General features: G+C 40.5%; 17 protein-coding genes. 6 read left to right on the top strand and 11 right to left on the bottom strand.

All coding sequences use genetic code 11. From position 1 onward, the window contains the following. Positions 1 to 200: 200 nt before the first annotated feature. The 4 genes from ACYQ21_RS12635 to ACYQ21_RS12620 all read left to right on the top strand — a co-directional run bounded on the left by ACYQ21_RS12635 (position 201) and on the right by ACYQ21_RS12620 (position 2,740). Entirely contained in the window at positions 201 to 1,055 is an 855-nt protein-coding gene (locus tag ACYQ21_RS12635; RefSeq protein ID WP_460058781.1) for a DUF368 domain-containing protein, read from the top strand. Continuing rightward, the gene (locus ACYQ21_RS12630) at positions 1,052 to 1,519 is read left to right on the top strand and encodes an aminoacyl-tRNA deacylase (RefSeq protein ID WP_460058780.1); all 468 of its coding nucleotides are present in this window, start codon (positions 1,052 to 1,054) and stop codon (positions 1,517 to 1,519) included. The genes ACYQ21_RS12635 and ACYQ21_RS12630 overlap by 4 nt, the downstream gene beginning before the upstream one ends. A gap of 205 nt (positions 1,520 to 1,724) precedes the next feature. Then, positions 1,725 to 2,324, top strand: coding sequence for a biotin transporter BioY (locus tag ACYQ21_RS12625; protein ID WP_460058778.1), 600 nt, complete (start codon positions 1,725 to 1,727; stop codon positions 2,322 to 2,324). 65 nt (positions 2,325 to 2,389) lie between these two features. Beyond that, the gene (locus tag ACYQ21_RS12620; RefSeq protein ID WP_460058777.1) at positions 2,390 to 2,740 is read left to right on the top strand and encodes a DUF3397 family protein; all 351 of its coding nucleotides are present in this window, start codon (positions 2,390 to 2,392) and stop codon (positions 2,738 to 2,740) included. 36 nt (positions 2,741 to 2,776) lie between these two features. Here the strand turns inward: ACYQ21_RS12620 and ACYQ21_RS12615 are convergent, their stop codons facing one another. Continuing rightward, complete coding sequence (locus tag ACYQ21_RS12615; RefSeq protein WP_460058776.1) at positions 2,777 to 2,989, bottom strand: YdbC family protein; 213 nt, start codon at positions 2,987 to 2,989, stop codon at positions 2,777 to 2,779. A gap of 86 nt (positions 2,990 to 3,075) precedes the next feature. Between ACYQ21_RS12615 and ACYQ21_RS12610 the strand changes: the two genes are divergently transcribed. Beyond that, on the top strand, positions 3,076 to 3,402 hold the full coding sequence (locus tag ACYQ21_RS12610; RefSeq protein WP_460058775.1) for a hypothetical protein: 327 nt from the start codon (positions 3,076 to 3,078) through the stop codon (positions 3,400 to 3,402). Positions 3,403 to 3,406: 4 nt separating this feature from the next. Here ACYQ21_RS12610 and ACYQ21_RS12605 read toward each other — a convergent pair whose 3' ends face one another. The 10 genes from ACYQ21_RS12605 to ACYQ21_RS12560 form a co-directional block, all read right to left on the bottom strand. Further along, positions 3,407 to 4,549 carry a nicotinamide-nucleotide adenylyltransferase gene (locus ACYQ21_RS12605; protein ID WP_460058774.1) on the bottom strand — a complete coding sequence of 381 codons (1,143 nt, stop codon included), beginning with the start codon at positions 4,547 to 4,549 and terminating at the stop codon, positions 3,407 to 3,409. A 322-nt stretch (positions 4,550 to 4,871) separates the two neighbouring features. Then, positions 4,872 to 5,150: a DUF2752 domain-containing protein gene (locus ACYQ21_RS12600; protein WP_460058772.1), complete on the bottom strand. Its 279-nt coding sequence runs from the start codon at positions 5,148 to 5,150 to the stop codon at positions 4,872 to 4,874. Beyond that, positions 5,141 to 5,356: a TM2 domain-containing protein gene (locus ACYQ21_RS12595; protein WP_460058782.1), complete on the bottom strand. Its 216-nt coding sequence runs from the start codon at positions 5,354 to 5,356 to the stop codon at positions 5,141 to 5,143. The genes ACYQ21_RS12600 and ACYQ21_RS12595 overlap by 10 nt, the downstream gene beginning before the upstream one ends. A gap of 45 nt (positions 5,357 to 5,401) precedes the next feature. Continuing rightward, positions 5,402 to 5,566, bottom strand: coding sequence for a hypothetical protein (locus ACYQ21_RS12590; RefSeq protein WP_460058771.1), 165 nt, complete (start codon positions 5,564 to 5,566; stop codon positions 5,402 to 5,404). Positions 5,567 to 5,834: 268 nt separating this feature from the next. After that, positions 5,835 to 6,803: a N(4)-(beta-N-acetylglucosaminyl)-L-asparaginase gene (locus ACYQ21_RS12585; protein ID WP_460058770.1), complete on the bottom strand. Its 969-nt coding sequence runs from the start codon at positions 6,801 to 6,803 to the stop codon at positions 5,835 to 5,837. Between the two features lie 20 nt (positions 6,804 to 6,823). Then, the gene (locus ACYQ21_RS12580; RefSeq protein WP_460058769.1) at positions 6,824 to 7,336 is read right to left on the bottom strand and encodes a GrdB-related putative oxidoreductase; all 513 of its coding nucleotides are present in this window, start codon (positions 7,334 to 7,336) and stop codon (positions 6,824 to 6,826) included. Positions 7,337 to 7,373: 37 nt separating this feature from the next. Continuing rightward, positions 7,374 to 8,777: a PTS sugar transporter subunit IIC gene (locus ACYQ21_RS12575; RefSeq protein WP_460058767.1), complete on the bottom strand. Its 1,404-nt coding sequence runs from the start codon at positions 8,775 to 8,777 to the stop codon at positions 7,374 to 7,376. A gap of 155 nt (positions 8,778 to 8,932) precedes the next feature. Continuing rightward, complete coding sequence (locus ACYQ21_RS12570; protein WP_460058766.1) at positions 8,933 to 10,246, bottom strand: Sapep family Mn(2+)-dependent dipeptidase; 1,314 nt, start codon at positions 10,244 to 10,246, stop codon at positions 8,933 to 8,935. Between the two features lie 9 nt (positions 10,247 to 10,255). Continuing rightward, complete coding sequence (locus ACYQ21_RS12565) at positions 10,256 to 10,984, bottom strand: GntR family transcriptional regulator, LSA1692 subfamily (protein WP_460058765.1); 729 nt, start codon at positions 10,982 to 10,984, stop codon at positions 10,256 to 10,258. A 24-nt stretch (positions 10,985 to 11,008) separates the two neighbouring features. Continuing rightward, positions 11,009 to 11,908, bottom strand: coding sequence for a YitT family protein (locus ACYQ21_RS12560; protein WP_460058763.1), 900 nt, complete (start codon positions 11,906 to 11,908; stop codon positions 11,009 to 11,011). A gap of 135 nt (positions 11,909 to 12,043) precedes the next feature. On the opposite strand from ACYQ21_RS12560, the gene ACYQ21_RS12555 reads away from it, so the two are divergent. Continuing rightward, on the top strand, positions 12,044 to 12,676 hold the full coding sequence (locus ACYQ21_RS12555) for a copper homeostasis protein CutC (protein ID WP_460058761.1): 633 nt from the start codon (positions 12,044 to 12,046) through the stop codon (positions 12,674 to 12,676). Positions 12,677 to 13,077: the final 401 nt, after the last annotated feature.

The raw sequence follows: 13,077 nt of genomic DNA, 5'->3' as shown, positions 1-13,077 counted from the left end.
TTAGAAGTTTACTTGTTCAAGAAAAAATGATTGATGAAACAGCCATTTTTATTGATGGTACAAAACTTGAAGCTAATGCCAACAAGTTTACTTTTGTCTGGAAAAAATCCATTCAACGTTTTAGTGATGCCCTTATCGAAAAGTCTGAGCGCTAATCAAGCGCTTTTTTGATATAATGGATAGATACAAATAAAAATAAGGTGGTTAAACAAAACATGTCATGGCTGATTAGACTAATCAAAGGGGTGGTCATCGCACTCGGCTTCATTTTACCGGGTGTTTCAGGCGGCGTCCTTGCAGCAATTTTAGGCATTTACGAGCGGATGCTCACATTTCTTGCCCACATTCGCCGGAATTTCAAGGCAGATTTTTTCTACTTCTTACCTGTCGGGATTGGCGGTATTCTTGGGATTGGTCTCCTATCTCGACCGCTCGAATTTCTCTTAGAACATTACCAAGTCATCGTCCTCTGGGGCTTTGCAGGGGCTATCGTTGGCAGCTTACCTGCCCTTTGGGCGGAGGCTGAAAGTCGGTCTACTCGTGATAAAATCGACTGGACTTGGTTATTTGGCACTTTTGGTGCAAGCCTTGTCATTTTATATGCCCTGCCCTATATTTTCGGAACACTACCTGCTAATTTCGCAACCTTTATCTTGGCGGGTGCCTTGATTGCCTTGGGTGTCTTAGTGCCCGGTCTTTCTCCATCCAACTTGCTTTTGATTTTAGGCCTTTACTCGCCGATGTTGACAGGTTTCAAAAACTTTGATTTGGTTCATGTTTTCCTACCAATTGCCATTGGTGGTGTGATTGCCATGTTACTTTTTGCGAAAACAATGGAACACTTGCTGGAACATCATCATTCACGGGTCTTTCATTTCATTTTAGGGATTGTGGCCGCCTCTACTGTGCTGATTCTCGTACCAAATGGCCAGAGCGCTGAAAGTATCAGCTATGCCGGAAGTGGCTTCCTAACTTTTGTGCTTGCTGCCATTTTCACAGCCCTTGGGCTGTGGCTAGGCCTATGGATGAGTAAGCTCGAGGAGCGCTACAAATGAAGAAAGGCAAGTTGAAGAAAACGCTGGTCGAACAGATTCTGGATAAGGCAGGTATTTCCCATGAGCCACTCGCTTTAGACGCTTTAAAAGACGAGTTGCCGGAGGGCATTGTGAAAGCGGATATTTACAAGACCTTGGCTTTGATGGGCAATACTGGACCTGTGATTGGGATGCTCCCGCTGACCCAGCATTTATCAGAAAAGAAACTCGCCAAGGTGTCTGGCAATAAAAAAGTCAGCATGATTCCGCAAAAAGACTTGCAGAAAACAACGGGTTATATTCACGGTGCTAACAATCCTGTCGGTATTCATCAAAAGCATGATTTCCCGATTTTTATCGATGAGGTTGCGCTCAGCAAGGACTTTATGATTGTCTCTGCTGGTGAAATCGGGCGCAGTATTCGGATTCAACCGCAACTTTTAGCTGATTTTGTTGGCGCCAATTTTGCGGCTATTTCAGAATAAACAGATGGACAGATGAGGCGAGATGGCTTGCATCAAGTTGAAAGCAACCACTCGGTTGCTTTTTCTCTTATAACTCGCTATTGCCAAAACTTATTTTTTATTGTATACTAAAAAATAAGTTTTGGTTTACAAATAAACCTTACTGCCATTTAGAAAGGAAAAGGTCCTCAAATGTTTCGCATTTTAAGACCTCAAATCACACGACATGACAAACAACAAAGTTCAAAGGATGGCGATTATCGCCATCTCAACTGCATTTCTAGCCGTCGCAAGCCAACTCACCATTCCACTACCGCTTGTCCCACTAACACTTCAAACACTAGCGGTTGGGATTATGGCAACCTTACTTAAACCTCTGGATAGTATTCTAGCGATTTGCCTCTACCTTATTCTTGGTGCCATTGGTATCCCAGTTTTTGCTGGAGGCGCTGCTGGTTTTGGTGTGATTCTTGGACCAACAGGTGGCTTTTTGATCGGGTTCTTACTCCAATCGCAACAAGTGTCACTACTCGGACAAACAGCTTTCATGGTCAAAAGCACACGTGGGAAACTCATTCTATATAGCGCAGCCAACATTATCGGTGCTGCTTGGTGTCTGGCTTTGGGAACAGTTTGGCTGTCACTTGTCGCCCATCTATCCTTGCAAGTTGCCTTTAAATCTGGGTTTCTACCTTTCATTATTCCCGGTCTTGTCAAAGCAATTCTTGCCGCATTTATCGGTTATGCACTTCGCCGTGCTTTGAAGACACACCCTTACTTTGCAACAGCAGCTGCTAAACAAGCTGAGGATACTGACAAAGCCTAGCTTGTGTTGCTAATTTGAACAGGAGCTGAGTTGTATTTTTAGGTTAAAAAAGTTAAAATAGTCTTATGCTCATGAAACTATTGATTACGCTTTATCCGATAATAATATTTACACTCATCGCTATCTTTTTTAACTTTTTTAAAATCAGAAAACATCTGCCGCTTAATGTCCCAGATGTTGTGACTTTTTTCTTGATTTTCGGCCTCCATTATTTTTCACGTCAAGTGACAAACGTCAGTATCTTGCCATATTTCTTGTTACTCATATCAGCTTTGGCGCTCATCTTACTCTTACTCGATTTATTTTATTATCGTGATTTTAGTGCCAAAAAATTTCTCCATTTTTTCTGGCGAGTGACCTTTTTTATGACCTTACTGCTCTATATTTGTATGATTTATGTCATCTTTACCAATTAAAAAATGTATCAGATTTCAATCATCTGACACATTTTTTTATTTCTTGAATTCGTCCACTAATTTTTGGAACTCTTCATTGGTTAAGGTCACTCCCTTGCCCATTTTTGTGTAGTCTGGCGACCATTGACGGATGTCAAATTTAGCTGGCGCCCCATTCCAAGAGACGCGGGTCAACTCTTTTTTCCAGCCTTTTTCGTTTTCAGACAGAAGAATCAAGTGTTCTTCAATTTCAAATTTAAATTCATTCATTCGTGATAGTTACTCCTTTGTTTTATACTCTATCTTATTATACGAAATTTGGGACAATTTATCTCAAAATATGCTATAATTTTTTTATGAAAAATATATTTAAGGGAATTCGTAACTTCTTTGCTGGGCAGTCGGTGTGCCAAAAACAGGCAGATGCACATATTAATCTTGAAGTTCTGGCCAATCTCGAGCTTGCCCACTCCTTTAATCATGCCATTTATCTTCATTTCAATGAAAAAAATGGTAACCTTATGAGTTTGACAGGTAGCATTTCAAACATTACCGAACGACAAGTTGTCGTCAAAGACCTACAATCCAATCAGATTCGGTTTATTCTCTTGAGTAAAATTAGAAAAGTGACCTTTGTCCTAGATAATGTCAGAAGATCAATGATAGATCAAAAAAACGCTTAGAATTTTAAAATTCTAGGCGTTTTATTTCAATACCTGTCCGTGCTTTGACGGCATCAATGGCATGGTGATAACGACTGAGATAGCCCCCTTGATCGCGACCATCGCCAGCATCATCTAGCAAAACAACTCTGTCCATGAGGTCAAACTCAGCCAATTGACGCATGAGTTCATCATGAAAAAACTGTCGAGAGGCTTCCCAAGCCATATTTTTAAAACCGTCATTGACATAAGTCGTAATCGGTGGCATAACCAAAATCAAATCCATCTGTTCATTGCGGATTGTTTGTTGAAACAAGGGTTCAAGCTGGTCTTGCTCGACTTTGCTCAGATATAGTTTAGCATAAACCCGCGTCACGATGGCATCCGTATCCAGAAAAACAATGCCTTGATTTGCTGGCGAATTAATCTCGTGTGAATTCGCATCATACTGACCGGTAATCAATCGGGCATAGTCATCCATCCCCAGCTCGTCATCGTCAAGATTTGCTTGCTCTTCATAAATTCTCGCATATTCTTCGGAAAACGGGGCATTGATAGAACGTGCCAATCTGCGCACGAGGGTGGTTTTGCCTGTTGAAGCCGAGCCCATAATCGTCACGACCTTTGAAAACTGCCGACGAAACACACGGTTAATTTCCTGCCAATAGGTTTGCGGATTCTGCCGAATCATGGTGGCAGAAATCTGAATATCCTTGCGATCAGCAATTTCGACTGCGTAGGTATTGCCATCATTTTTGGGAAAACGTTTGCTTAATTCCGTCACGTAGGCTGCTTCTCCGACATAAAAAGTAATGTCAAGATTTTCTGATGTGGTGTTGGTACGAATCAAGTCAAATAATCGATTAGTCCAGTCATCCCAACCATGTGGCATTTTCGGAATACCATTTTCATCGAGTTTCGCTACTTTAATCGCAGGTTCATCGTTAAAGGCTTCCCGTAGATAGCGAAAACGCTTCTCCAAATGCAGACCGATTTGCGAACCACGGTCGCCATCATAGCCTGATACAATCAGCAAAACACCCTCATTTAGAGCGGCCGTTTTATAAATTTGCTGCTGATGACCGGTATGTAATGGCGCGAAGGTACCAAAATAAACCCCAATTTTTTTGCCGCTTAATTTGCCTTTTGAGATGTTGTTTGTATTCATATCTGACCAATTTCTCTTGATTTTTAAGACTATACTTACTTAAGTAAAGAAAGTGAACAACATTTTTGAGATATTTTTCGTCAATTCGAGACGATAAGGCGTAGGCGTGCAGGTGTACGTCAAGGCTTTTGTCCCACGCCTAAGTAGTAGAACCACTAAGGCACGTGGTACATAGCTATTTATCTAAGCTGCTTTCGCGCAAAGATAATAGCCAAACGAAGAACCGATGGAAAATAGCCAAAAATGTTTGCTTTATTTACTTAATTGAGTATATTATATCAAAAAAAGCGAGGATTTTCGCTTTTTGATTGAATTAGACTGCTTAAAAGCCTTGTGGAAACCCTGTAACCAGACGAAATAAATAGTATAGAAAATTTATCCCAGCCATCCCCAGAAGTAAGGTCAAATAAATGCGTTTTTTCTTAACTAGATAAAACAGTAAAATTACGAAAAAAATTGGGACTAACCAAAACAAAGCATGAAAAGCAAATGCTTCAACCATATTACCCGATAAAATATTCAAAAAAGCCCGAGTCATGCCACAACATGGGCAAGGAATACCTGTAAAAAACCGAAATGAGCAAATATAATTTATTTCCATTTCCCCTCTGAATCGAAATAATAATCAGCTCCTTCGTAGTTGCTCAATTTGACCAAACCGATAATCGCATTGACTAAAGCAGCGACACCACAACCACCATAGGTCACAAGATACAGAATCCCTAAGCCAATCTGACCTCGTAAAAAGCGATGTACGCCCAATACACCGACAAACCAAGTCAAGAGGATATAGGCAACCTTTGAAATACGCTTTGTATCTGGACCATAATCTGGAACTGAAAAAGCTTGAGCCTACGCTCTACTTACAATAATATCATCACCGTTACCATAAACTTCAACAGACTCACCAATCACAGGAGATATAAAGTTTAATTTATCTGATGAAACAGCTAAAATTTCCTTGTTATCTTGTCCAATCAAGATTTCATCGTTTTCAATACCAATAATTTTTACCATGACAATTGTCTCTTTTCTTTAATTTAAAATAATATTATACTAATCGCTCTATGATAACAAATCAACTTGTTTTTGTCAATTTTCTGTAAATTAAGCATTTTCAGATGACAGACAAAGAGAGGCTGGGACAAAAGTCTCAGAAATACGAAAACCGTATGAAATCAACGTTTCTAGAAACGTTGATTTCATACGGTTTTTCAGTTTCAAAATTTGTCAAAAATAAGCAATTTCTGACTTTTGTCCCAGACTCTTTATTCAATTTTCTAAATTAGTCTTCGACCAGTGGTGCTGTTCTTGTCTGGATATAATTCTCTAACCATGCGACACTTGCTTTTTCGTGAACTGTTTGACCAGCAACGCGATTAGCAATGAAAACAGTCGGGGCGATTTTGTTAGTTGCAACGACAAAGGAAAAATTATCAATGTTTGTCGCACAACCATAATTCCCATTTTTATCAATCGCAACAACTGATAAATCCCCTGCTGTTCCTTTGCGTTTGATAAGTTGTGCCTCTAGCCTATTAACGGCTTGCTCACAGGCAGCTTGTGGCGACAGACCCTCTCGCATCAGACGTACGATTTCATAGGAGATACAGCCTTTCATCAGATCTTCTCCAAGACCTGTTGCACTCGCTGCGCCAACTTCACTGTCTGCATAAAAACCACCGCCAGCTATGGGGGAATCGCCAACTCTACCCGCACGTTTCATAAATAACCCACTGGTTGATGTCGCAGAAACGACACTTCCAGTCATATCAACACCGACAACACCAACCGTATCATGACCACGATAAGGCACAATTTCTGAAACAGTCGCTTGACTATTTTCCTTAAGCCTATTTTTATAATGAATCGTTGCACGATCCGTCAGCATATTTTTTCGTTCAAAGCCCATTTTCTGGGCATACTTTGCGGCACCTTCGGCGACCAAAACATTATTGAGCGTTTCTGTTGAAAGCGCTCTTGCGATTGAAACTGGATTGGCAAAGTCTTGAATGCCTGCAACAGCACCAATGTCTAAATTATCCCCATTCATAAAGCCGGCATCCAATTCGACAATCATTTCTTCATTTGGCAGACCGCCATAACCAACCGATTTATAAAAAGGAAAGTCTTCTATATTTCTGATGGCAGCTTCAATATTCTCGGCAATCTTCCCCTGATTTGCCAAATTTTTAGCGGCATCGCTGACACCCTCTAATGCCATTGCCCATGTCGCAATGATCCCATATGTCATGTCTTTACCTGCTTTCTTTTTCAATAAATCAATGCGGCATCAACTTCTTGATGATTGCCAACTTGTGCGACAACCTTACAAATATTTTCCAAGGCGTCATTTAATCCTGTCCCACCTTTTTTAGGCATTCTAACAATCGTCAGATTTGTCTGATGCATTGCAATCAAGTCAGTCATTTCACCTGACATGGCACAGACAGCTTTTGCTATTGTTTCTTTTTGAATAGCTTGCGCAATCTCAAGACTCATTTTAGAAAAATCAAGGTAGTCAAAAGAAGGACCACAAATCACAACATCTGCCCCTAAACGCTTGACCATGCCAACAATTTTTCGTGTCGTCACTGCCTTATCATCTTCATAAAGTCCTGTCCCACAATAAATTGTTGCGAGTAATTGTTCATCATATTTTGCCATCATCGATTTCATCATACTGCCTGGACCAACAGGATTTTGTGTTGCTGTCAAAGGCACGTGCGTGTCATCTTTTGTACCGATACCTGCTTGAATTTGGTTTAATACCATTAGTATTTTCATTATCTTACCTCTTTATTATACGCAACTACCTTTAAGCTTACAAATCGTCAAAGCTCAACATATCATCTGTAATGCCAGTCCCCAAAGCACTCGCAAGCTCTGCTTCATGCTCTTCGTTGAGATATTGTTTATCCATGACTTTAATAAATGGCATATAGATAAACACACCTAAAATCAAAAGTAGAAATTGTAGGACAGCACCTGCCCAGTTTGTCGATAGGAATCCTGAGATAATAACAGGTGTCGTCCAAGGAATATTCACCCCACTACAAATCGGCACGAGTTTAGCCGCCATCGCAGCATAAGCAATTAAAATATTAAGTGCTGGCACTAAAACAAACGGAACCAGTAAGGTTGGATTTAAAACGATAGGTAGACCAAAAACGATGGGTTCATTAATTCCGAAAATTCCTGGAATTAAGGCCAATTTACCGAGTTCAGTCACCCGTCTTGATTTACAGAATAGCAACATGGCAATGAGAAGAGACAAAGTTGACCCTGCACCACCAAAAGTCGCAAATAAATCTTGGAACTGGTGGTTAATGATATGAGGTGTTCCCGCTCCTGTTTTTAAGAATTCAACATTTTCAAGAGATAGGGTGTCCAAAATAGGATTGAAAACTGCGCCAACAACGCTACCACCATTGACCCCGAAGAACCAGAAGATGTGCAAGAAGAGATAGGCAATGCTCATGGCACCTAAAGTATCTCCTAGTTTGAGAATCGGTGTTTGCAGCCATTTGTAAACCAAGTCAAAAACATTTGTCCCTGCAAATCCAAAACCTAGATTAACGAACCAAAAAATTGCCATTACGACGAAAGCAGGAATGAGTGCTCCAAAAGATTGTACAACCATCGGCGGAACGCCTTCAGGCATTTTAATGACCCAGCCTTTTCTTTCTGCCCAAGCATAAATTGAAACAGAAACAAAGGCACAGATAATACCAATCAGAATCCCTTTAGCACCAACCCAAGCCATGCTGATACCGCCGATTTCAACATCAACACCGCCTTCAGCACCCGCTAATGGGACATTGCCCGTGACACGAAATGGCATGAGGATGAACCAACTCATCAATGAGACCGCGGCTCCAAAAATTTGTGATGTTTTGCTGTGTTTGGCATAGGCATAGCCTATCCCCATCACAGCAAAAATTGCCATGAGTGAGAAAGTTGAGTCTGATGCTTTTTCAAGATAGGCCATCAGTGTGCCCGCGTAAACTGGAACCCCATTGATGTCAACTAAGTTATGATTGACAACGGTCGAACGCAGAAAGTTCAGCCAAGCATCAATCGGAAAATTGGCAATTAGGAGGAACACCGAGCCCGCTATCAAAAGCGGTGTTGAAACCATGAACCCATCCCGAATGGACATCAAATACTTATTGCGTCCTATCTTCGTTGCCAAGGGAACCATGATATTTTCTAGTTTGTCGAACATTTTAATATCTCCTTTTCTTTCTTAAGTCACGATGGAGTCGGCTAAGAAATCGTCGTAACTTGTGCAATTATTTATTTGTGGTGCATGATTGCCCCACATTTCAGAACCCAAAATGATAGAGCGCTTATATTTTCAATATAACCTATCGTTTGATTTTATAAGCACATGTCATAAATTGCTAGCGCATAGATCATGAGATTTGTTTTTAAATCATCTGCTACAAAATACTCATTCTCCTTATGCGCAATCCCTTTTTGCCCCGGAAATGATGGACCAAAAGCAACCGTATTAGGCATATGTCTGGCATAGGTTGCACCAGTCGTTGTCACTGGTGTAGCATCTAATCCCGTTACTTTTCCATAGACATCACTTAATCGCTTGACATAAGGATTATCCTTAGGGAAATTCGTTCCTTTCAATGAACGTACCACCATCACTTGGGAATCTTGCGGTAAGTTTTCCTTGATTTTTGTGACAATCATGTCTTCTGTCACTGAAATCGGATATCTGATAGCTAGTTCTAGACACAATTCTTGATTATCTGTCTTTTCGATAAAGACAGGTGTTAAAATCAATTTTCCTGATGCCATATCCGAATAGCCAATCCCTAATTTTTCCCCATAATGATCCTCTGATATATGGTCATCAAGCCATGAAAAATAAGTTTTTAACTCACCTGTTGGCAGTGTTTTTCGGAGTTGATGTGCTAATTCGGTAATGCTATTAATCCCCATTTCTGGTGCATTTGATGGACTAGACTTGCCAAGAGCAGTAATCTGTTGATTATCAAAAGTCACACGGAGCTCACTCGGAACGATACTTCTTGACATCCGACCTTGAAAATCACTTAATTTAGCCAGTGCTTCATCCTTTATTGGCGTTTTGATTGCCAAATTGACAATGCCACGTTCGCCATAAACAACAGGATATTTACAGTCAGGCGTAAAAGCGAAAATAGGCGGCACTTCTTTTTCCAAATAAAGGGGGATATCATGACTGCCTGTTTCTTCGTTAGAGCCGAATAGCACACGGATAGGAATTTTAGGCTGAACACCTAAATCTTTGATGAGTTTCAAGCCAAATAAACAACTCATAATCGGCCCTTTATTATCCAAAACTCCTCTGGCATAAAGCACACCATCACGCCGACTCAATTCAAAAGGTGGACTAGCCCAATTGGGTTCATCTGCTGGGACAACATCTAAATGACCGATAATGCCCAGATACTTTTGATCTGCGCGACTTTCACCAAACTGGGCATAGCCGACTGCCTGATTGACCAACTTCGTTTCAAAACCGTAAGATTTGGCAATATCTAGTGCTTTAAGTACCGCTGCTTTAGGTTCACGCCCGAAAGGACAGGTTTCTTCTGCATCGCCCGCTACACTAGGAATACGGATAACTTGGGCTAAATCCTCTAGGAAATTCTCCCAATTATCCGCAACAAGTTGTTTGATTTCTGCTACCATGAGACACCTCTAATTTTGACTTCTAACCAAGGTATTTGAGAAGACATACTCATCACTACGGTAATAGGATATATCGTGCATGATGGGCACACCAGTAACTGAGAAGACATTTGATGTCGCACGAAACATCGGCTGTCCAACTGGTAACTCAAAAGCAATGCTCATCATTTTATCAACTAAAATGGCTTCAATCTCCTGATGAGAATAGGCGATAGCTATTTTCTGTTCAATCAACTCAAAAATTGAGTTTTCAAACGCTGTCTCTTCTAACTGCTCAGGCAGAAATTTTTGTCTGATATACAAATCTTCAACCGTCATTGGCAAATCATCTAAGTACCTAATGCGATTGACATTGCTGATGACCTCATCTGCGTTAGCTTCCAGTTCTTCCCATAATTTATCGTCATAATCAATCTGATAGACACCAATCACTTCTGTTCGCGGTGTCTTACCTTTCGCTTTGGCAACTTCATTAAAGCCTTGTAGACCAGACGCACCACTCGCTAATTTTTGATGGTTCATGACATAAGTCCCTGTATTTTGATGCTTGACAAGTACTTTTTTCTCAATCAACAGATTAATCGCTTTTCTGACAGTCAATCTACTCACATTAAATTCTTGAGCGAGTTCTGCTTCCGATGGTAATTTTTGTGCCGAGACATAAATCCCATTTTTAACCTTGCGCTCAATTTCTTTAGCAACCTGCTTATAAATCGAAACCCCTTTTTTATTTTCCATGTCGTACTTCTTTCTATATTGCTGTTAGCCCCATTGACTGGTGCTTCGATTGGTTTCAATCCCTTTAGTAATACTCATAAATGCTAGCTGATCGACTTTTTTGACCACAGTAGCAATCGTGTTGAGCTCATGACTGGTGACAACTAAAAGCAAAATATCTTGTGCTTCATGATAATAGCCACCTTGCGCATGATTAATGACTGTAATGCCACTTTGGTGGCTAGCTTGAATTCGTTGTAACATCTCACTAGCGTGCCGCGTCACAATCAAAAGTTGGACTTTCTTCTCTTTCGTATTGACAAAATCAACAACTTTACCATTGATAAATATCGTAATCGCTGAATAAAGCGCATACCGCCAACCAAAAACGAAACCAGCAATAAATTCAATCACCAAATTAAAAGCTGTAAAAATCGTGCCAATACTTCGCGTCATTACTTTTCTAACCAATATACCGATGATATCCAACCCACCCGTTGAAAAATCACTGTTCAGTGTAATCCCAACGCCTAGACCATGGATTAAGCCACCGAATACGGTACAAATAACAGGATCATGCGTCAGTGCCATGACCGGGATAAGCTTCATAAACACCGATGTCATAAAAACAGCGATGATAGTAAAGATGGTAAACTTCCGATCGATTTTAAACCAAGCGATGACCAGTAACGGCACATTGATGAATAAGACTAAGGTTGCCAAATCTAGCATAGGCAAGTTAAACTTTCCTGATAAAGCAACGACTAATTGCGCAAAACCTGTTACACCATTGGCATAAATGCCACCAGGTAACCAAAACAGATTAACCGAAATAGCTGAAAGCAAGGCATAAGTTGCTGCTATGACTAACTTTTTAAAACTAACATTAAAACCTGTCATCTTTTCACTTCCTTTACCAGATGCCGCAAAAGCAAGCGCTTTCAATAATCATTTCACGACCTGTCACTCCACACACCTATTGTAACACGTATATACAATTTTGTATATACTATTTTTAAATTATTTTTCATTCAGATATGGTATAATCAAAGTAATCTAAAAACAGATTGGAGACTTAGCATGTTAATCAGAGAATTTTGTGCTGAAAACTTTACCGATGTTCCCCGTGCAGTTGCTGCTGGTGCTGAACGCATTGAGCTCTGCGACAATCTCGCAGTAGGCGGCACGACCCCAAGCTACGGCGTCATCAAAGAAACCGCCGACTACCTCAAGGACACCAAAACAACCTTTGCCAGCATGATTCGCCCGCGTGGTGGCGACTTCGTCTACAACTCCATCGAGCTTCGCATCATGGAATCTGACATTCTGAAAGCCGTTGAAGCTGGCACAAGTGAGCTGGTATTCGGTGCGCTAACAGATGATAATAGCTTAGACCTAGAAGCCTTGGAAACGCTAATGATTGCGAGTCAAGGTCTGCCTGTCACCTTTCACATGGCCTTTGACGAGATACCGACAGACTTACAAAAATCCGCCCTCGACGAACTTGTCACACTCGGATTTGACAAAATTCTCATGCACGGTGACAAACTCGGCAAATCAGTCAATACAGAAACAATCGCCGAACTTGTCAGCTATGCTGATGGTCGCATCCAGATTTTAGCAGGTGGTGGCGTCACTGCTGCCAACGCCGAAACAGTTTCAGCTCAGACTGGCAGTCCTTATGTGCATGGCACAAAAATTGTGACACTTTAATTAAAAAATATGACAAATAAGCTAGGATTTCAATATTGAAGTCCTAGCTTATTTGTTATATTTTTCTGGCTAGTATCTAACATTCAAAACATTATCTAATCAGATAACGAATACTCCTTGTCATAAGACCAAATATTGTCTTGTTTTTCTATGATATGACGATAAGAATAGATGAACAGATAAGTTTTGCCAATTACAACTTCATCTTGACTTGATTTATTTTCAGATTGACGCAACCTAAGTAAATCGTCTTTTTTTCACCTCATCATCCTCTCTCGTATAATATATTCTAGTAGTGATTAACCACTACGATTTTTACCTAATTGATATTAATTTTCACTTGACTACTGAGCCGTTTCTCAGAGATAATAGTTCTGGAATGGACTCACGGATTTTGCTTA

This window comes from Pseudolactococcus yaeyamensis (genome assembly GCF_054658615.1).
The sequence above is the reverse complement of the archived record's forward strand: the minus strand, read 5'-3'. Positions and strand labels throughout refer to the sequence as shown.

Coding starts and splice junctions, on each gene's coding strand:
- ACYQ21_RS12630 (WP_460058780.1), top strand. CDS start 1,052: ATGAAGAAAGGCAAGTTGAAGAAAACGCTGGTCGAACAGATTCTGGAT.
- ACYQ21_RS12625 (WP_460058778.1), top strand. CDS start 1,725: ATGACAAACAACAAAGTTCAAAGGATGGCGATTATCGCCATCTCAACT.
- ACYQ21_RS12620 (WP_460058777.1), top strand. CDS start 2,390: ATGCTCATGAAACTATTGATTACGCTTTATCCGATAATAATATTTACA.
- ACYQ21_RS12615 (WP_460058776.1), bottom strand. CDS start 2,989: ATGAATGAATTTAAATTTGAAATTGAAGAACACTTGATTCTTCTGTCT.
- ACYQ21_RS12610 (WP_460058775.1), top strand. CDS start 3,076: ATGAAAAATATATTTAAGGGAATTCGTAACTTCTTTGCTGGGCAGTCG.
- ACYQ21_RS12605 (WP_460058774.1), bottom strand. CDS start 4,549: ATGAATACAAACAACATCTCAAAAGGCAAATTAAGCGGCAAAAAAATT.
- ACYQ21_RS12600 (WP_460058772.1), bottom strand. CDS start 5,150: ATGGAAATAAATTATATTTGCTCATTTCGGTTTTTTACAGGTATTCCT.
- ACYQ21_RS12590 (WP_460058771.1), bottom strand. CDS start 5,566: ATGGTAAAAATTATTGGTATTGAAAACGATGAAATCTTGATTGGACAA.
- ACYQ21_RS12585 (WP_460058770.1), bottom strand. CDS start 6,803: ATGACATATGGGATCATTGCGACATGGGCAATGGCATTAGAGGGTGTC.
- ACYQ21_RS12580 (WP_460058769.1), bottom strand. CDS start 7,336: ATGAAAATACTAATGGTATTAAACCAAATTCAAGCAGGTATCGGTACA.
- ACYQ21_RS12575 (WP_460058767.1), bottom strand. CDS start 8,777: ATGTTCGACAAACTAGAAAATATCATGGTTCCCTTGGCAACGAAGATA.
- ACYQ21_RS12570 (WP_460058766.1), bottom strand. CDS start 10,246: ATGGTAGCAGAAATCAAACAACTTGTTGCGGATAATTGGGAGAATTTC.
- ACYQ21_RS12565 (WP_460058765.1), bottom strand. CDS start 10,984: ATGGAAAATAAAAAAGGGGTTTCGATTTATAAGCAGGTTGCTAAAGAA.
- ACYQ21_RS12555 (WP_460058761.1), top strand. CDS start 12,044: ATGTTAATCAGAGAATTTTGTGCTGAAAACTTTACCGATGTTCCCCGT.